The 17,854-nt window shown below is 33.9% G+C and carries 16 protein-coding genes; 11 read left to right on the top strand and 5 right to left on the bottom strand.

Translation table 11 applies throughout. The annotated features are described in order from the left end of the window. The first annotated feature begins 90 nt into the window (after positions 1-90). Positions 91-465, top strand: coding sequence for a YchJ family protein (locus AC2A1D_RS11795; protein ID WP_484043844.1), 375 nt, complete (start codon positions 91-93; stop codon positions 463-465). A 363-nt stretch (positions 466-828) separates the two neighbouring features. On the opposite strand, the gene AC2A1D_RS11790 is transcribed toward AC2A1D_RS11795, so the two are convergent. Beyond that, positions 829-1,329 (bottom strand): FKBP-type peptidyl-prolyl cis-trans isomerase, encoded by a 501-nt coding sequence (locus tag AC2A1D_RS11790; RefSeq protein WP_484043843.1) that lies wholly within the window; start codon positions 1,327-1,329, stop codon positions 829-831. Positions 1,330-1,559: 230 nt separating this feature from the next. Then, entirely contained in the window at positions 1,560-1,811 is a 252-nt protein-coding gene (locus AC2A1D_RS11785) for a VF530 family protein (protein WP_484043842.1), read from the bottom strand. A gap of 427 nt (positions 1,812-2,238) precedes the next feature. On the opposite strand from AC2A1D_RS11785, the gene AC2A1D_RS11780 reads away from it, so the two are divergent. Further along, positions 2,239-2,412, top strand: coding sequence for a hypothetical protein (locus tag AC2A1D_RS11780; RefSeq protein WP_484043841.1), 174 nt, complete (start codon positions 2,239-2,241; stop codon positions 2,410-2,412). Between the two features lie 46 nt (positions 2,413-2,458). Here the strand turns inward: AC2A1D_RS11780 and AC2A1D_RS11775 are convergent, their stop codons facing one another. Further along, on the bottom strand, positions 2,459-3,304 hold the full coding sequence (locus AC2A1D_RS11775) for a hypothetical protein (protein ID WP_484043840.1): 846 nt from the start codon (positions 3,302-3,304) through the stop codon (positions 2,459-2,461). Positions 3,305-3,438: 134 nt separating this feature from the next. Between AC2A1D_RS11775 and AC2A1D_RS11770 the strand changes: the two genes are divergently transcribed. From AC2A1D_RS11770 to AC2A1D_RS11730, 9 genes are all read left to right on the top strand, one after another. After that, positions 3,439-4,647 carry a metallophosphoesterase family protein gene (locus tag AC2A1D_RS11770; RefSeq protein ID WP_484043839.1) on the top strand — a complete coding sequence of 403 codons (1,209 nt, stop codon included), beginning with the start codon at positions 3,439-3,441 and terminating at the stop codon, positions 4,645-4,647. A 156-nt stretch (positions 4,648-4,803) separates the two neighbouring features. Beyond that, positions 4,804-7,839 carry an AAA family ATPase gene (locus AC2A1D_RS11765; RefSeq protein ID WP_484043838.1) on the top strand — a complete coding sequence of 1,012 codons (3,036 nt, stop codon included), beginning with the start codon at positions 4,804-4,806 and terminating at the stop codon, positions 7,837-7,839. 357 nt (positions 7,840-8,196) lie between these two features. After that, the gene (locus tag AC2A1D_RS11760) at positions 8,197-8,637 is read left to right on the top strand and encodes a hypothetical protein (RefSeq protein WP_484043837.1); all 441 of its coding nucleotides are present in this window, start codon (positions 8,197-8,199) and stop codon (positions 8,635-8,637) included. A gap of 92 nt (positions 8,638-8,729) precedes the next feature. Continuing rightward, positions 8,730-9,824 carry a sensor histidine kinase gene (locus tag AC2A1D_RS11755; protein ID WP_484043836.1) on the top strand — a complete coding sequence of 365 codons (1,095 nt, stop codon included), beginning with the start codon at positions 8,730-8,732 and terminating at the stop codon, positions 9,822-9,824. 1 nt (position 9,825) lies between these two features. Then, a complete protein-coding gene (locus AC2A1D_RS11750) occupies positions 9,826-10,500 on the top strand; it encodes a LytR/AlgR family response regulator transcription factor (protein ID WP_484043835.1) in 675 nt (224 codons plus the stop codon). 360 nt (positions 10,501-10,860) lie between these two features. Beyond that, positions 10,861-11,622: a dioxygenase family protein gene (locus AC2A1D_RS11745; RefSeq protein ID WP_484043834.1), complete on the top strand. Its 762-nt coding sequence runs from the start codon at positions 10,861-10,863 to the stop codon at positions 11,620-11,622. 105 nt (positions 11,623-11,727) lie between these two features. After that, on the top strand, positions 11,728-12,375 hold the full coding sequence (locus AC2A1D_RS11740) for a pirin family protein (RefSeq protein WP_484043833.1): 648 nt from the start codon (positions 11,728-11,730) through the stop codon (positions 12,373-12,375). Between the two features lie 20 nt (positions 12,376-12,395). Continuing rightward, complete coding sequence (locus AC2A1D_RS11735) at positions 12,396-13,430, top strand: dioxygenase family protein (RefSeq protein WP_484043832.1); 1,035 nt, start codon at positions 12,396-12,398, stop codon at positions 13,428-13,430. 108 nt (positions 13,431-13,538) lie between these two features. Next, positions 13,539-14,048 carry a hypothetical protein gene (locus AC2A1D_RS11730; protein WP_484043831.1) on the top strand — a complete coding sequence of 170 codons (510 nt, stop codon included), beginning with the start codon at positions 13,539-13,541 and terminating at the stop codon, positions 14,046-14,048. Between the two features lie 36 nt (positions 14,049-14,084). Here the strand turns inward: AC2A1D_RS11730 and AC2A1D_RS11725 are convergent, their stop codons facing one another. Both AC2A1D_RS11725 and AC2A1D_RS11720 read right to left on the bottom strand, forming a co-directional pair. Further along, positions 14,085-15,104 carry an LLM class flavin-dependent oxidoreductase gene (locus AC2A1D_RS11725; RefSeq protein ID WP_484043830.1) on the bottom strand — a complete coding sequence of 340 codons (1,020 nt, stop codon included), beginning with the start codon at positions 15,102-15,104 and terminating at the stop codon, positions 14,085-14,087. Positions 15,105-15,635: 531 nt separating this feature from the next. Beyond that, the gene (locus AC2A1D_RS11720) at positions 15,636-17,777 is read right to left on the bottom strand and encodes a S9 family peptidase (RefSeq protein ID WP_484043829.1); all 2,142 of its coding nucleotides are present in this window, start codon (positions 17,775-17,777) and stop codon (positions 15,636-15,638) included. Between the last annotated feature and the right edge of the window lie 77 nt (positions 17,778-17,854).

Here is a 17,854-nt window from a genome sequence, read left to right as displayed (position 1 = left end):
CCGTTCCTATTGATAAAAAACATCGTGCTAATGGAGAAAAAATATTCGTGTACCTTTGTGTTTCAAAAATCTTAAAAAAAATTTCAATCAATGAATTGCCCTTGCTGCTCTGGAAAAACCTATGAGGAATGCTGTAAACCTTATCATACAGGAGAAAAAAATGCGCCTACCGCAGAAGCTTTAATGCGCTCTCGGTTTTCCGCTTTCGCCATTCCGAATGGGAAATATTTAATGGCAACGACTTCTCCCAGCAAAAGGCATCTTCACAACACCGCAGAGTTACAAGAGTGGGGAGAAATCAACCACTGGACAAAACTTGAAATCGTAAGTAAACCTTCGATGAACAAGGTAGAGTTTAAAGCTTTCTACACAGACGAAAACGGAAAAGAGCAGCTTCATCACGAATTGTCGCAATTTAAACAGATACAGAATCGTTGGTTTTATGTGACGGGTGAGTTTTTATAATAAGTTTATTTACTCACAAAAACTTTTAACACATCAGTCACAAAGATATTTCTTGACTTGAAAATATTTTAGAACACAGCAGAGAAAAAATCAAAGATTTTTAAACTCATGTGTTCTAAAATATGCTCAAACCATTAAACTAAGAACTCATGTGACTCATGTGCTTAAAACCTCCCACAGATTACACAGATTTTCACAGATAAAAAATAACATCAACCCTTTTTTGAACTTCTTACAGGCAATCATGTAAACTTTAAATACAATCAATTCTTTTGTGACTTATCTGGTTAAATATGTCATAATAAAAAACAAATGCCCAACCTTTCAGTTGAGCATTCATTATATTGTATCTAAATATTTCTCTTAGTGAGCCTCTGTTCCGTCGATACCGTGAGCATGACCGTGAGATAATTCTTCCTCAGTTGCAGGACGAGTGTTTAGAATTTCAACTTGGAAATCTAAACTCTTTCCAGCCATTGGGTGGTTCAAATCTGCTACCACAACTTCAGGAGTAACCTCTACTACAAACGCTTGGAAGTTGTTTCCTTGGTTATCTGTTAAAGGTAAAATTGCTCCGATTGGAGGAATTCCAGCTTCGTTGAACATTTCTAAAGGCAATTGAGCGATAGAATCTGGGTGTCTTTCACCGTAAGCTTCTTCTGGTTGAATCACGAAAGCCGCAGTATCACCTGCTTGTAAACCCAAGATATTTTGCTCAAACTTAGGAATCATCATTCCTACACCATATAAAAATGTAAGTGGGTTTTCTGCTGTTGTTTCTTCCACTAGGATCTTAGATCCATCTTCTTCGATAGTGTGAAGAATGTACTTTACAGCTACCACATGATTGTTATCGATTGTCATAATTTTGATTTTTTTCGTGTTTTTTTCACGATTAATTCCGGCAAATATAGTCTTTTTGAAATGATTGTTCGGAATGATTGAGTTTAAATTCTTTGTAACTTTTAATAACAATCTTGTTCTTGTACTATCTTCTAAACAGTATTAATTATTAAAATTAATTACAGCAACAAGCATAAAGCCTTTTGCAATTAGTAAAAAAAACTTCGTACAGTTTGCCTTCCAGTACAACCCTACTCTTCCCTATTCTTCTCCTCACGTTTTTTCTGTCTCAAGACAAAAAGATACAAACTCTCTACCTTTGCTCTCGCCCAAGGTGTTTTTCTAAGGAATTTTAGAGACGAATTAATACTCGGATTATCCGTAAAGCATCGAATGTTAATTTGTTCGCCCAGTTTTTCAAAACCTTGATAATACGCAACCAACTCTTCCAAAATAGCGTCGAGTCTTTTCCCGTGAAGTGGGTCTTTAGATTGTTGTTCCATGATGCTGTAAAGATATTGATTTCGTTTCTATTATTTTCTGAACCAAATACCTAACTCTAAACCTAACGGTTTTTTGAAACCCGTTAGGTTTAATCTTACAACTCTATTGTATTACAAACACCTCCGTTTTTAATAAAAAAAAATTGCAGAAGATTACAAACACCCCTGTTTTAAATAAAATAAATTTCTCGGAAAGGACAAACACCCTTGTTTGTAATAAAATGAGTTTTCAGGAAAGGACAAACAACCCTGTTTGTAATAAAATGATTTTTTTGGAAAGCACAAACACTCTTGTTTTAAATTAAACAGACTTTTAGCTTCAAATACTCAAAAGTGAAAGCAGGAAAAATTTCCTGTTCCCCATTTTCTTCCTTATTTTTACTTCATCAAATTGCAAACATTAAATATACCGCTAAACCTAATTGAGATGAGCAGAAACACCGACGCCAACAGAAAATTGCACAAGAAAAAAATCGATAACAAAAAAAAGAAAGCCCAAGAAGCCGAACTGAAAAGAAAAAATCGATTGAAAGAAATGCGCGAAAATACCAAAGCTAAATTATTGGCTCAACAACAAGAAGAGGAAGCAAAACAATCATGAAAATCCTTCACACCGCCGATTGGCATTTAGAAACTAAAAGCAAAAATCACTTTTTCTTTTTTTCGGCTTTCGTTTTACCCTCTTCTAAATTTTCTTGAATTTTCTGATAATTTTCGGTTTTCATAATCGCAAGATTATCATTAGAATTCCAAATACTTACATATTTTTTTGAAATGGTAGTATACCCTTCCCAATTGGTAAATTTTTGATAAAGCATTAATGTACAAATATCTGTTGGGGTAATAGTCTGCCAATTTTCTAAAACATGTGAATGAGAACCTCCTACCGTTTTCCCCACTTCTTCATCGTGCATTTTCTGAACTATTAAACTTTTATGAAGACGTTCAACATTTTCCACTTCGTTTCTATTATCAAAGCTTATTAAATAATCATTTCCGAATATTACCAGATTATTTACAGAAGGAGCAGTAAGTACATATACTTTTTTTACTTTATTCTTAATAAGCGGCACTACATTAAAACTAGTATTTTGATACATTTTAAAGATGGTATCATTTTGAATTCTCTGCATTGCATTTTGCCTAATGGTAAAATATTCTTTCTCGGTTTCCGTAAAATCTCTTTCTTCTAAATCTATTTTTGCATCTTTCGGATAATAGTTTGCAGGGAATGCAATCGTGCCAATTACTTTAGATTCTTTAGAAAAAAAAATGCATTTCGGCACATTTTCATCTATATAAGAAAAATACCCTCCAATATTTTCTCTATTTTTATAATTCTCCAAAAACACGTCTGTTCCGTACCAACTTGCCATTTCACTTCGATATAAAGCAACACCCTCTTCTTTAACTTCCTGAGCAAGCTTTTCAACATTCTGAGCGTTTACTAAACTGATAAGTAAAACAAAGAGTACTGCAAAAATATTTTTCATAATATTAGTTTTTTCCAAAAATAGAGAATAAGATTTTCATTCGGAAATTTTACTTTCCCTTTTTACTTCCTTACATTTGAAATATGAAATCGCAAAAGATTACCTATATCCCACAAGACAAAGTTTAATTCTTTATGAAAATCCTTCACACCGCCGATTGGCATTTAGGAAAACGCCTCGACCGTTTCTCCAGACTGGAAGAACAGATTTTGGTGATGAACGAAATCATCGAAATTGCCGATGCGCAACAGGTAGATTTGGTTTTAGTTGCCGGAGATTTGTTTGATAATTTCAACCCTTCTACAGAAGCTGTAGAACTTTTTTATAAAACATTAAAAAGGCTTTCTCGCAATGGGAAACGTCCTGTAATTGCTATTTCGGGAAACCACGATTCTCCAAGTTTTATTGATGCGCCCGACCCTTTGGCGAGAGAATGCGGCATCATTCTGATTGGCTATCCCAATGCTGAAATCGCTCCTTTTGAACTGGACGATTTTAAAATCTCTAGATCTGCAGCCGGTTTCTTAGAATTGGAAATGAAAAATCTTCCGTTTCCTATTCGTTTGCTTCATACACCTTATGCTAATGAAATTCGTTTGAAAGAATATTTTGGCGAAGAAAAAGAAGCAGAACTCAACAAAACTTTAGCTGAAAACTGGCAAAAAAATGCCAACGATTTCTGTGACGAAAAAGGAGTAAATTTCCTCATGACGCATTTGTACATGAATAAAAAAGGAGCTCCTCTTTTAGACGAACCCGAAGGCGAAAAGCCCATCAAAATAGGAAATGCAGACTTGGTTTTTTCAGATATTATTCCGGAGCAAATTCAATATACGGCTTTAGGACATCTTCATGGTTTTAAAAATATCGGAACTGAAGAAAAACCTGTTGTTTACGCATCATCACCTCTATGTTATAGCTTCAGCGAAGCAGGGCAAACGAAATATGTTTCCATTATTGAAGCAACACCCAACCAACCCGTTTCTTATGAAAAAATAGCTTTACAAAAAGGAAAAGCATTGGTAAGAAAAACCTTCCAATCGGTAGAAAACGCGGTAGAATGGCTCAATGAAAATCAAAATACTCTGGTAGAACTTACCTTGGAAAGCGAAACCTATCTGAAAGCGGAGGAAAGAAAGTTGCTTTATCAATCACATGAGGGAATTGTGTATTTAATTCCGAAAGTTAAAAATCAGGAGATAGACGAAAATATTTCCTCCGAAATTAATCTTAGCCAAGATATTCAAACCTTATTTCAAGAATATTTTAAATCTAAAAACAACGGGCAAGAAGCCAACGAAGATTTGATTCATTTGTTTAATGAAATCGTTTCTGAGAGATAAAATAAGAGTTAACCATTAAGATTCATTTAAGAAGTTAAGTTGATGTAAGGAAAATAAATTGCTTCACTTTGCTTGCAAAGGCTTAATTTTTCTTAACTCCTAAAATATTCTTAATGGTTCAATTACAATGCTCATTATAGTATCAAATTTATCATTATGATTCCAATTCAACTTACCATAGAAGGTCTTTACTCTTATCAGGAACGCCAGAAAATAGATTTTGAAAACCTTACCGAAGCCGGACTTTTCGGTATTTTCGGGTCTGTTGGTTCGGGAAAATCGTCTATTCTCGAAGCAATTTCTTTTGCGCTCTACGGCGAAACAGAACGTCTGAATGCCCGAGATAAACGTGCATATAATATGATGAATCTGAAATCGAATAAATCTTATATCGAATTTGATTTCATCAATTTTGAGAAAAGAAAATTCCGTGCAACCAGAGAATTTAAAAGAAATTCTAAAAATTTCGAGGATGTAAAAACACCTTCTGTTCAGTTTTACGAATGGAAAAATGAAAGCTGGATTCCTCTGGAAAGCTCCAATGCAGAACCTATTATTGGTTTAAGCTACGCCAATTTTAAAAGAACCATCATCATTCCTCAAGGTCAGTTCAAAGAGTTTTTAGAATTGGGAGCTACAGAGAGAACGACGATGATGAAAGATATTTTCGGGCTTCAACGTTTTGATTTGTACAATAATGTTTCGTCTCTAAACAGTAAAAACCGTTCTGAACTAGACCAATTGGAAGGACAATTGAAAGGCTTTGAAGACATAAATGAAGAGCAGATTTCTTTGCAAAAAGGAAACTTACAAACCGAAAAAGAAAAGCAGGAAGAAGTACGAAAAGCTTTTGAGCAGGTTAATAAACAGTATCAAAATCTTAAAAATTTAAAAGCTGATTTTGAAAATTTAAAACAGAAAAAAAATGATTTTGAAAAACTAAAAGAGCAGAAAACAGAAGTTGATGTTTTAGAACAAAAAACAGAAAAATACGACCTCATTTTTAGAGTTTTCAATCCTATTTTAAATGAAAAAACAAAGCTTGAAAAGGAAATCAAAGAACAATTGATTGCAAAAGAAAATCAAATTAAACTTCTTACGCAAACCGACAAAGATTTTGAAATTGTAAAACAACAGTTAGAAGAAATTCAGCCAAAATTTGAGAAACTGAACGAAACAAAAACGGAGGAAAATGATTTGAATTTAATTCTTCAAATGCTAAAATTTTCTGAAGAAATTGAAACGCTAAAAACCCGTACTCAAAAAGGTTCAGACAAGGTAAAAGAGGTTGAAGGACAGCAAAAACTAATTCAAAACAAAATTGAAATTCTCCATAAAAACTTTGATGAATTAAAACCAAAAAAACTGGATTCCGGTTTACTTTTGAATGTGGGAACTTGGTTTTCTGAACGAAAAAAACTCACAGAAACGTTAGACATTCAAACTCAAAAAACGGCACAGAAAAAATCTGAAATCGATACAATTTTAGAAGAATTAAAAGCGTTAAAAATAAATCCTGAAACATATAAAACTGACTTTCAAACCAACATTGAAACGCTAGAAAAGCAAAGAAAAACTCTTTCTGACCAACAAAATCAGTTGAAAGTTCAGCAACAATTGGCGCATTTTGCGAGTGAGTTGCACGACGGAAAATCTTGTCCGCTTTGTGGTTCTTTGGAACATCCTCACATTGTAGAATTTGAAGATGTCCAATCTGAATTGAACGACATTCAACAACAAATTGATTCACTTGAAAATCAAAAAAATCTTATTCAGAAAAAAATAACTGAGGTTGAGAAAATTTTAGACCGAAAAACAATTTTCGAAGAACAACTGAAATCTGAAAATGAAACAGTAAAAACGCTTCAAAATTCAATAAAAAATCATTCTCAAAGCTTTATTTGGAAGGAATTCAACGCTGAAAATGAAAAAGATTTTGAACAAAGAAGAGACGAATCTTTTGCCATTGAAAAACAAATGGAAGAATTGTCGAAAAACATTCAAAATGAGCAAAAAACATTAGAAAAAGAGCGAGAAACGCTAGAAAAATATAAAAAAGCGCTGGAAGAATTCAAACTTGAAGAAGGCAAAAAGGAAGAGCAAATAAAAACCAATCAAAACAATTTGAAAGTTTTGAAATGGGAAAATTTTAAAGAAAAATCGTTTTCAGAAACTGAAATTTTGTACCAAAATCTTTCAAAATCAAATCTCGAAACGGAAGAAAAGTATCATCTTTTAAGCAAAAAAAGAGAAGACATTTCGCCAAAACTTGCCGAGCAAAAAACCATTGTTTCACAAGTTGAAAAACGAATTTCAGAGCTTCAAAAAGAGCATTCAGAAAATCAAAAAATTATTGAAAACGCATTAATTGAGCAAAATTTTAACGAAATTGAAGATGTTTTACAAATTTTAGCGCAAGAAATTAATGTTCAGGAAATCAGAGTAAAAATTCAAAATTTCAAGGTACAATTTGAAACTTTGAAGAACTTAATCTCTGAACTAGAAACAAAACTTAAAGATTTTTCTTTTGACGAGGAAGAGTTTTCTACCATTGAAACCCAATTTACTTCGCTGGAAAATGACTTGAAATTGGCAACCGCTTCTGTGGTGAAAATTGCTGCAGAAATTGAACGTTTAGAAAAGGAATTCAAGAAAAAAGAAGATCTTTTGAAGCAACACGCTCAGCTCGAAAAGCGTTCTGAAAATTTGAAAACCATGCTCAATCTCTTTAAAGGAGCGGGTTTTGTGCAGTATGTTTCTTCCATTTATTTAAGGCAATTGTGCGACCATGCGAATGTGCGTTTTCACCGAATGACGCGCAACCAGCTTAGCTTGCATTTGAACGAAAATAACGATTTTGAAATTATTGATTACCTGAATGAAGGGCGAAGCCGAAGTGTAAAAACCCTTTCTGGCGGACAAGCGTTTCAGGTTTCGCTGAGCTTGGCTTTGGCTTTGGCAGAAAGCGTTCAGAGTAATGCAAAAGCTGAGAAAAATTTCTTTTTTATCGATGAAGGTTTCGGAACTCAAGACTTAGAATCTGTAAATATTGTGTTTGAAACGTTGACGAACCTGCAGAAAGAAAACCGAATTGTGGGAATTATTTCGCACGTTGAAGAACTGAAGGAAAAAATACCTGTATCGCTGAATATTACAAAGGATGAGGAACGAGGAAGTTTGATAACTTTTTAGATTTATTTTTACCGCAAATCGAAGATTCGACGAAGTCAAAAGTCACAAAAGAATTGATTCTGTTTTAAGTTTAAATGATTGTGTCTGAAAAGTTCAAAAAAGGATTGAGAATATTTTTTTTGTAATATTTTAAACACATGAGTCACATGAGTTTTTTAGTGTAATACTTTGAAAATATTTTAGAACACGTAAGTTTAAAAATCTACGTTTTTTTTTATTAATCTGTGAAAACCTGTGTAATCTGCGGGATTTTTAGGAGATTTTTATTAATAATTTTCAAAAAAAGATTTAAACAAGAAAAATTTAAGGACGCAGCAAAGAACAGTTTTTTATATTTTTGAACCCATAAAAATTATTATGCAAAAATTACCTATTACTTTAAAACCCGGGAAATTCAAACAAATTCTAATGCTTGTTATTAATGTAAGCTTTGTAATTTTAGGGATTACTCTTTTAGAAAAAAACCTTTGGATAGCGATACTCAACATCTTTTTGTTTGGTTTGGGGCTTATTATTTCGGTAGTTTCTATGTTGCCCAATGCGTCGATGCTTTATATTGACGAAAGAGGAATTGAAATGACGGCTTTATTTAGAAAAACGTTAATTCCTTGGCAAGCAGTACAAAATTTCAGCACGAGAAGAGTTGTTTTCTTCAAACAGGTATTTTTTAATTTGGACGAGAGTTTAATAAATGATAAAACGAAGCATAAACAAGGCGTTTTCCCAGATAATTACGGTATGAAAGCGCAAGAACTTGCAGACCTTTTAAATTCGTACAAAAACCAAATTCTTAAGTAGAAAATTATCGATTAAGATTTTATAAAGTTGTGACGCTTTATAATTGTAAAACTGAAGCTAAAACTATTTAAATTTTTAGTACTTTTAAATTGATGAAAAAATTTGTTCCGCATATTATACTCATTCCCTTACTGTTGGCGATTCCTATTGTGACTTCGCCAGATTTTGACGGAACATTGTCAGTTTTCAGAGTACAGCCTTTTCAGAGAGAATTTATACGATTTGTTCTCATCATTATTTTCTTTTATCTAAATCTTTACTGGCTTCTTCCAAAATTTTTCGGAAAGAAAAAATACATAGAATTTTCTTTAAGCACTGTGGTTTGCTTTGGGTTAATGATGTTTCTGCCTTATTATTTATCAGAAAAGAATTTATTTTCTGGCACTTCTGCGCCGCAACCTCCAAGAGAAATGCAACCACCTCGCCAAGAAAATATATCTCCTTCTGCTCCCAATATGGCAAAAGATGGTGCTTTTCCTCCGCCACAACCACCACACGAAAGTTCTTATTCACAGATGATTTTTTCATCTTTATTACCGTTTTTGTTTTCATTTTTAGCCTCATTTTTCATCTATAGAAACAACGAAAAAAAGGAACTCGAACGATTAAAAGCAAAAGCCGAACTTTTGAATTTAAAATATCAACTTCAGCCGCATTTTTTGTTCAACATTCTGAATTCTATCTATTCTTTAACCTTGTTAAAATCGGATGATGCGCCCAACGGAATTTTAAAACTTTCGAATGTAATGCGCTACGTAGTGCAAGAAAGCAGCAAAGATTTTGTAGACCTCGAAAAAGAAATTGCTTATTTAAAGGACTATATAGCACTGCAACTCATTAGAACGGATACAAGTTTAGATTTTTCTTATACCGAAATTGGTGACCTTAAAGGATGGAAAATTTCGCCTTTTATTTTGGTGAATTTTGTTGAAAATGCTTTTAAATATGGCTTTAATGCAGAAGAAGATTCAAAAATATCGGTAAGCGTTATCGTACAGGAAGGCGTTTTAGAATTTCAAGTTTTCAACAGAATTGTGATTCATAAAATTACCGACGAAGAAAGTCTAAAAGTAGGTTTGAAAAATACTATTGAACATCTAAAAAATGTTTACGCAGAAAAACAAACGCTCAATATAACACACACCAACGAAAATTATCAGGTAGACCTTAAACTTAATCTTTTCTGATATGATTACAGCGATTGCACTAGACGACGAAATTCTTGCCTTAAGAATTATTGAAAATTATGCCTCCAAAATTGAAAACCTTTCCCTAGAAAAAGTTTTTAATAAACAGAGTGATGCCCAAAAACACCTCAACAAATATCCTGTAGACCTTATTTTTCTGGATATTGAAATGCCTGCAAAAAACGGTTTAGATTTCTACAAAAACATTTCGCAAGACACCAAAGTTATTTTCACGACGGCGTATGCAGAATATGCGGTAGATGCTTTTAACGTAAATGCTGTTGATTATTTAGTGAAACCTTTTTCTTTTGAAAGATTTAAAACCGCTGTAGAAAAAGTAAAGGTAAAACCTGAGGAAAATGAATCTAAATATCTTTCAATTCGTGCCGATTACAAGCTGCACCAAATTGCTTTTGAAAACATTCTTTTGATTGAAGGTTTGGACGATTACGTTCAAATTCATTTGAAAGATACCACAAAAATTACCGCACGTTCTTCAATGAAAAATATTTTTGAAAAACTTTCAGACAAAGAGTTCATGCGGGTTCATCGTTCATATATTGTTCCTATTTCTTCTATTAAAACGATTGTAAACCGAAATATTCACATTGGTGAATTTATCATCCCGATTGGTGAAACGTACCGAGAAGAAGTGATAAAAATTGTTGGAAAATAATTTGCTTTGAAGTATTAATTTTAGCTCAATGAAAGTTTCAGTTATTTTTTTTCTGAATTTCTTTAGGTTTTCAGTATTCTATTTAAATTTGTTTCAACTCAGAGTTTCTTAAGTTCCCAAACAGGCAATTCTGTAGTTTCCCCACCGGTTTTCTTAGATTTCTATTCGGTTTTTTGCGGTAGAATATTTGAAAAAGCAAAACACATTCACACCAGAAACCATTTTTACCGACACATTTTAAGGGTTTACCTCAATTTTTTTTTACTGTTTAGTAAAGAAAATATATTTGTTATAGAAAAATGGCGAAGGAGTTTCTCTCTTTTCAAAGTTTTAATATTTAACCTAAAAAAACCTTATGTTATGAAAACAATTGATAGAAAAAGCTTTTTAAAAACCCTTGGTTTAGCGGGTGTAACTGCTGTTGCAGCGCCTATTTTGGTACGATGCGCAAGTGATGATGATATTGTAGACAGTACCACAAATACAAGCTCTGGTTCTAGCTCTTCATCTGGTTCTTCTTCAACAGGATGTTCTGTAACCAATACTGAAACAGAAGGACCTTTCCCAACAAAAACGCCATCTTCTTTGGTGCAAAGCAATATCGTGAGCGACAGAACGGGAGTTGCGTTTACCATTAACATTACTATACAAAATGTAAATGCAAGCTGCGCCAATTTACAGGGAGCTATTGTAGATATTTGGCATTGCGATAAAGACGGAAACTACTCAGAATATGGCGGAACAACCATGCAAACAACCAATTACACCTCTGTACATTTCTTAAGAGGAAGACAAACAACAGACGCAAACGGATTGGTAAGTTTCACTTCTATTTTCCCAGGATGGTACAGCGGAAGAGCAACGCACATTCACGTTCATATTTATAATTCTGCGGGACAATCTTTATTGGTAACCCAAATAGCTTTCCCTGAAGGAAGTGGTAGTGCCGTAGCTTTAGTAAATGCTGCAAGTTCTTACGGTTACACAAAAGGAATGACAGGTTACACATACAATGCAAACGACAATGTTTTCAGCGATGGAACATCAAACGAAATGTCTACCGTTACAGGAAGTGTAAGTGCAGGTTTTACCCTTGCTCACACGATAAAAGTTTCGGCTTAGAAATAAATCTTATTAGTATTTTTCTTTTGCAGTAAATGAACATGAAGTAGAAAAAAAATGGTCCAGAGTCATTTACTGCATTTCTTTAATTAAAAACACAATAGCATGTTAGTTCAAACGCCATCACAGATTTTCAAAGCAGATTTTGCAGCTTGGAAAAAAGAAGAACAATCGATAATTCATAAAATTATTGATGAAAATAATACGTTGGGAAATCATTTTCGGGTAACAGAAGTTGTTTTGGATGAAGATGGAAGCTATCAATATGAAACCAACGAAAACTCTAATACGCTAATCCTTTGCCTTTACGGTAATTTTACACTTGATTCATTAAAAAACACCATCACGTCCAACGAAGTAGTGACTATTCAATCTGTTCAGAAAACTTCTTTTGAAATTAGAAACAGCCTTGATACAGACAAAGCAGACCTTTTAATATTTGAATTTAAAACTAAGCCTTCTGAAAATGCTATTTCTGTGGAAGAACTTTCAATTGAAAGTTCCAACTCGCTGTTTCCTATCTCAAAAAACATTGAAAATCCCAATTTTGTAGGGCTTTATGACGGAAGAATGGAAGAAGCATATCCCGTTCAAAATTCACAAAAAAGTATTTTCGGAATGGTAATTAATGGCGCATTCGAATTTCAAAACAGATTAATGGAAAGCAGAGATGCCATTATTCTTTCTGAAATCCAGACGTTAGAATTTGAAGCTTTAAGTGAAAACGCACTTTTGGTATTCTTTGAAATTTAAAACATAAAACAAAATAAATTATGGATAGAAAAGACTTTTTAAAAAACTCACTTGGCTTAGCTGGAGTTGCAGTTGCTGCACCTACTTTATTTAAATCTGAAGTAGCAACACGATCTCAAACTGCAGAATTGGCAACTTTAGACACCCTAAGCTGTAGCGTTACCAACACAGAAACGGAAGGCCCGTTTCCTACTCTTACACCATCAAGTTACGTAAGAACTAACATTGTTGGCGACAGAACTGGCGTTCCATTTACCATTAACATTTACATCATGAATGTAAATGCAAACTGTGCTGCTTACCAAGGTGTTTTGGTAGATATTTGGCATTGCGACAAAGACGGATATTACTCTCAATACGGTGGAACGTCTATGCAAACTGTAAATTATACCGCTTATAATTTCTTAAGAGGAAGACAAACTACAGATGCTAATGGTTTGGTAAGTTTTACCTCTATTTTCCCAGGATGGTACCAAAGTAGAGCGACGCATATACATGTACACATTTATAAAGCAGACGGAACTTCGCTTTTGGTAACACAAATTGCTTTCCCGGAAGGAACTTCAAGCGCTGTTTATAACGTAAATGTGAATGGTTCTTCTTACGGATACACCAAAGGAATGACAGGGTATACGTACAACTCTACAGACAATGTTTTTTCTGATGGAGTAACCAACGAAATGAGTACTGTAACAGGTTCTTTATCTGCAGGATACGTTCTTACACATACCATTTATGTAAACGGAGCATTACTTGCTACTGATGAAACATCAAAAAATAAAAACTTCAAAGTGGAACAAAATGTCCCAAATCCTTTCAGAAACGAAACCATTTTCCCTATTACCCTCGACGAAAAATCTGCCGTAAGTATAGAAATTATGGAAATCTCGGGAAGAAAAGTCTTTAATCTGATTACAAGACAACAACTTTCATCAGGAAAACAAGAGATAAAAATGCAAAACAACCAACTTCGTTCAGGTTTATACTTTGCGAAAGTAACGGTTGAAAACTCTAAAGGTAAATTTGAAGAAAATCTAAAAATTGTAGTGAACTAATCTAAATAATTTTTATATTTAAGATAACATTCATTTTCATGATTTGTGTTTTGGTTTAGGTTCAGAGCAGTTTCATAAAACTGCTCTGTTTTTATTAAAATCTATGATATGAAAGCAAAAATAAAACTCGCATTCCGCATTGTAATAGACCAGCAATCTTCATTACCTTGGGATAAATTTGTGTTTGAAGCCTCTTATTTTGAATACAGAATTCAACACCAAATGTTTGATGATAAGGCAGATTCCGTAAAAAACTATTGGGAACTCATTTTGAAAAACCCAAATTCTAATAAAATGCCCTTTTTCATAGATGCGGCAATTTCTGGTTATGTTGCGCAACTTAATGGCGAAATTAAAAGTATTGCAGACAGTTTAGGAAATACCTTTTTTCCTATCGAAAATTTTAGGTCAGATTTGGTAAGTTCTAATGTTGAAGATTCTTCGAAGCATAAATTGGGGATTACTTTTTACACTCCCGAGCTTCTGTTAATCGATATTATCGACAATAAATACCTTTTAAGCAAAATGGTAGATTCAGAAAATGCTTTTGAAACTTTTATGCTGCCATTTCATCCACAAGTTTCGATCGCGTATTATTCTCCATTAAAAAATTCATAAAAAAACTCCGCTGAAATTATCAGCGGAGTTACTCTTTTATTTTACTTGTGAAGCGGTTTTCGTTCCAAACAATTCAATTGATTGTCTCATTAAATCGTCTTTCGGGTCACCTACATCCATGTGACCAATAAATCTAGTGATGCCGAAAATCTCCTTCATGTAATTAATTTTATCTGCAACTTGTTCTGCACTTCCGATAAATAAAGCACCATCTTTGCTTCTTCCTCCTTCGTACTGCATTTTTGTGTAAGGCGCCCAACCTCTTGTAGAGCCAATTCTATCCATTTGAGATTTATAAGTAGTAAAATATCCATCAATAACTTTTTGGTCTTCACTTACAAACGTGTGAGAATGAATAGCTATCTGCATTTCTGACTCTGGATGACCTGCTTTTAGATATTCCTGTTTATAAAATTCAATTAAATTTCTAAACTGAATTGGCATTCCACCGATAATCGCAACCACCAAAGGCATTCCCAATTGAGCGGCGCTTAACACCGATTGAGGAGTTCCTCCAACGGCTCTCCAAATAGGCAGTTTACCATTGTTTTTTGCTCTTGGATAAACGGTTTGGTTTTTCATTTCTGCACGAAGTTTTCCAGACCAACTTACATTTTCTTCAGAATTAATTTTAAGCAAAAGCTCTAATTTTTCATCAAAAAGTTGCTCATAATCATTCAAAGAATATCCGTATAAAGGGAAAGATTCAATAAAGCTTCCTCTTCCTACAAAAATCTCTGCTCTACCATCCGAAATTAAATCTAAAGTAGAAAAATCTTCATATACTTTTACTGGTTCAGAAGAACTCAAAACCGTTACACCACTTGCTAATTTGATATTTTTAGTCACACTCGCCGCCGCTGCCAAAACCATTTCTGGCGAAGAAACCGCATAATCGGGACGGTGATGCTCTCCCATCGCAAAAACATCTATCCCAACCTCATCCATCAATTGAATTTGACCGATGATTTCACGGATTTTTACTCCTGCATCTCTATATTTTCCTGTGTTATGGTCGAAAGAAACATCTCCGAACATTCCAATTCCTAATTCCATATTGTTCAATTTTGTAAGGCAAATTTAGTTGAATCTTTTCTTAAATAAATTGATGTGGGATAAGAATGCCTTGGGTTTTGAAATAGATTTCGCCCTTTCAGGGCTTCATCTACGTAGATTACTTTTTTCACAGGGCTTCACCCTATGCTATTGATTTCGCCACTTCGTGGCTCAACATCAAAAAAAATTCCGGCAACAATAGCCGGAATATTCTTTTTTATATTTTAAACTGAAAATTATCTGGTTTTCACCAAAAAATGCTAATTTAAGTCTTAAATATCATCGTATCCTTTTGATTTCATGTTCTTTTGCCTTGAAGCAAAAGAACCAAAAATTCAAGACTTGGAAACTCGGCTAAAATTTTGAAAAACTTCCTAAAATCTTCAAAACTCGGGCGGAAAGAAATATCCATCAATTAAAAAGAATTATTGCCGCCACTCAAACAATGGAGATTTTTTAACGGAATTTTTCAAAATTTATTAACGCCTCCGTTTCCGAAGTCAATGTAAAACAATGAGTTTTAATTTTCAATTATTTCTTTAAATATACATCAAAATAATCAGTTACTTTTTGCATCAAATGCACTCTGTCTTTTCCGATTACGTTGTGTGGATGTCCTGGATACATAAAATAATCTATTTGTACACCATTATCTACCGCAGCTTTAACGAACTTTACTGAATGTTGCCAAACCACAACATCATCTTGCGCTCCGTGAATCATCAATAATTTACCTTTCAAATTCTGAGTTTTATCTAACAGATTTGCCGTTGCATAACCTTGTGGATTTTCTTGAGGAGAATCCATATATCTTTCGCCATACATAATTTCGTACATGCTCCAATCGATTACTGGTCCACCTGCAACACCAACTTTAAAGACTTCCGGATGGCGAAGCATGAAACTCGTCGTCATAAAACCACCAAAACTCCACCCGTGAATTCCTAATTTTTCTGAATCAACATAAGGAAGCGATTTTAAATAAGAAACACCTTTTAGTTGGTCGTTCATTTCGGTCGTTCCCAGATTTCTGAAAACAGCTTGTTCAAACTTCAAACCTCTGTTTGCAGAACCTCTTCCGTCCATCGTGAAAATAATGTAGCCATTTTGCGCCATATATTCGTACCAAAGATTTCCAGAAGCAGGGAAAGTATTGTTGATGAGCTGCAAATGCGGTCCGTTGTACAGATACACGATTGCAGGATATTTTTTGTTCGGGTCGAAATTGGTTGGAAGAATAATTTTTCCGTACAAATCTGTTCCGTCGTCTGCTTTTAAATTAACGTTTTTAATTTCCGGTCTGTCGTAGTTTTTCAAAGGATTTTCCGCCGTAAGAAGATTCTGAGATTTCAGGCTAGACGTATTCACCACGTTGATAACTCTTGGCGTAGTCGCGTTAGAATAAGAATCGTAAAGGAAATTTCCGTCTGCACTTAGAATTCCGCTGTGTGTTCCTTCTGCGGTGTCAATTCTGTGTTTTTTATAAGAATTCCAATTGATTTTATACAAATGTCTTTCTGTAGGACTCACCTCTGTAGACGTGTAAAAAATCTCCTTTTTCTTTTCATTAAATCCTAAAATATCGGTTACCAACCACTCTCCTTTTGTAATTTGAGCAATTAAACCTTTCTCTATATTATAATGAAACAAATGGTTGTAACCAGACCTTTGACTTTGCCAAATAAAATCGGTATTGGAATTCGGGAAAAACAAAAGCGGATGTTGTGGTTCCACATATTTATCGCTTTTCTCTTCGAATAACGTTTTCACAAAATTCCCAGTTGAAGCGTCATATTGATTTAAATGCATGTGATTCTGACCTCTATTAAGCACCGCCACAAAGATATATTTTGAATCTGGGCTCCACGTAACCGCCGTTAAATACTGGTCTTTTTCGCCTTCAATTTTAAGATAGGTAGTTGTTTCTTTTTTGATATTAAAAACTCCCAAAGTCACTTCGTGAGAAGTTTTTCCTGCCATTGGATATTTAATATTTTCGTTTACAGCAGGCGTTACAGACCAATCGATAATTGGATAATCTGCAACCATTGTTTGGTCCATTCTATAAAAAGCTACGCTTTCAGAATTGGGAGCGGGAAAAATTCCGGTATCGATTCCGAACTCGTTTCTATGTACATTTGAGGCACCGTAGAGAATATTTTCGTTGCTTTCGTTACTTACGGCAATGGTTTTTCCGTTTTTATTAACGAAAAGATTGTTTCCTTCGGTAAACGCAAAAGTTTCATTATCATTAAAAAACTTAAGATTTGACGCACTTTTAGAAGTTTCTGCCGATTTTTTCGCTTTCCAATCGTTTCCAGATTTTTCTATCCAAACTACTTTTCCGGCGCTGTTAAAATATCCTTTAGAATTAGAAATAAACTTTACAGGCGGAAGATTTTTTAATTTACTATCTTCCAAACCTTTGTTTAAAAGATTCAAAGAAAGCAAAGTGTCTTTTTTTCCTGTTTTAATATCGGTAATTAAATACCCGTTTTTCACTGCGTTGATGTACGATTTTCCATCTGCAGACCAAGAAAACTGGGAGATATTTTTTACCGCAAGATTAGATCGTAATCCGTTTACGGCTTCTGCCATTGTATATTTTTGAGTTTGAGCATACGCAGAATTGCCCAAAACCAACATTAATAAAGATAGTTTAACTAATTTCATAAATAATTTTTAATTGTTCTTTAAAATCTTACGCAATCGCATCCCTTTTTTAAAGCTTTAAATAAACTTCAGAAACA

Source organism: Chryseobacterium sp. HNCC26DJ239 (genome assembly GCF_057180445.1).
The sequence above is the reverse complement of the archived record's forward strand: the minus strand, read 5'-3'. Positions and strand labels throughout refer to the sequence as shown.

Excerpts from the sequence above, each read along its gene's own strand:
- AC2A1D_RS11770 (WP_484043839.1), top strand. The coding sequence starts at position 3,439 with ATGAAAATCCTTCACACCGCCGATTGGCATTTAGGAAAACGCCTCGAC.
- AC2A1D_RS11740 (WP_484043833.1), top strand. The coding sequence starts at position 11,728 with ATGTTAGTTCAAACGCCATCACAGATTTTCAAAGCAGATTTTGCAGCT.
- AC2A1D_RS11775 (WP_484043840.1), bottom strand. The coding sequence starts at position 3,304 with ATGAAAAATATTTTTGCAGTACTCTTTGTTTTACTTATCAGTTTAGTA.
- AC2A1D_RS11750 (WP_484043835.1), top strand. The coding sequence starts at position 9,826 with ATGATTACAGCGATTGCACTAGACGACGAAATTCTTGCCTTAAGAATT.
- AC2A1D_RS11765 (WP_484043838.1), top strand. The coding sequence starts at position 4,804 with ATGATTCCAATTCAACTTACCATAGAAGGTCTTTACTCTTATCAGGAA.
- AC2A1D_RS11780 (WP_484043841.1), top strand. The coding sequence starts at position 2,239 with ATGAGCAGAAACACCGACGCCAACAGAAAATTGCACAAGAAAAAAATC.
- AC2A1D_RS11725 (WP_484043830.1), bottom strand. The coding sequence starts at position 15,104 with ATGGAATTAGGAATTGGAATGTTCGGAGATGTTTCTTTCGACCATAAC.
- AC2A1D_RS11760 (WP_484043837.1), top strand. The coding sequence starts at position 8,197 with ATGCAAAAATTACCTATTACTTTAAAACCCGGGAAATTCAAACAAATT.
- AC2A1D_RS11730 (WP_484043831.1), top strand. The coding sequence starts at position 13,539 with ATGAAAGCAAAAATAAAACTCGCATTCCGCATTGTAATAGACCAGCAA.
- AC2A1D_RS11790 (WP_484043843.1), bottom strand. The coding sequence starts at position 1,329 with ATGACAATCGATAACAATCATGTGGTAGCTGTAAAGTACATTCTTCAC.
- AC2A1D_RS11755 (WP_484043836.1), top strand. The coding sequence starts at position 8,730 with ATGAAAAAATTTGTTCCGCATATTATACTCATTCCCTTACTGTTGGCG.
- AC2A1D_RS11795 (WP_484043844.1), top strand. The coding sequence starts at position 91 with ATGAATTGCCCTTGCTGCTCTGGAAAAACCTATGAGGAATGCTGTAAA.
- AC2A1D_RS11720 (WP_484043829.1), bottom strand. The coding sequence starts at position 17,777 with ATGAAATTAGTTAAACTATCTTTATTAATGTTGGTTTTGGGCAATTCT.
- AC2A1D_RS11745 (WP_484043834.1), top strand. The coding sequence starts at position 10,861 with ATGAAAACAATTGATAGAAAAAGCTTTTTAAAAACCCTTGGTTTAGCG.
- AC2A1D_RS11785 (WP_484043842.1), bottom strand. The coding sequence starts at position 1,811 with ATGGAACAACAATCTAAAGACCCACTTCACGGGAAAAGACTCGACGCT.
- AC2A1D_RS11735 (WP_484043832.1), top strand. The coding sequence starts at position 12,396 with ATGGATAGAAAAGACTTTTTAAAAAACTCACTTGGCTTAGCTGGAGTT.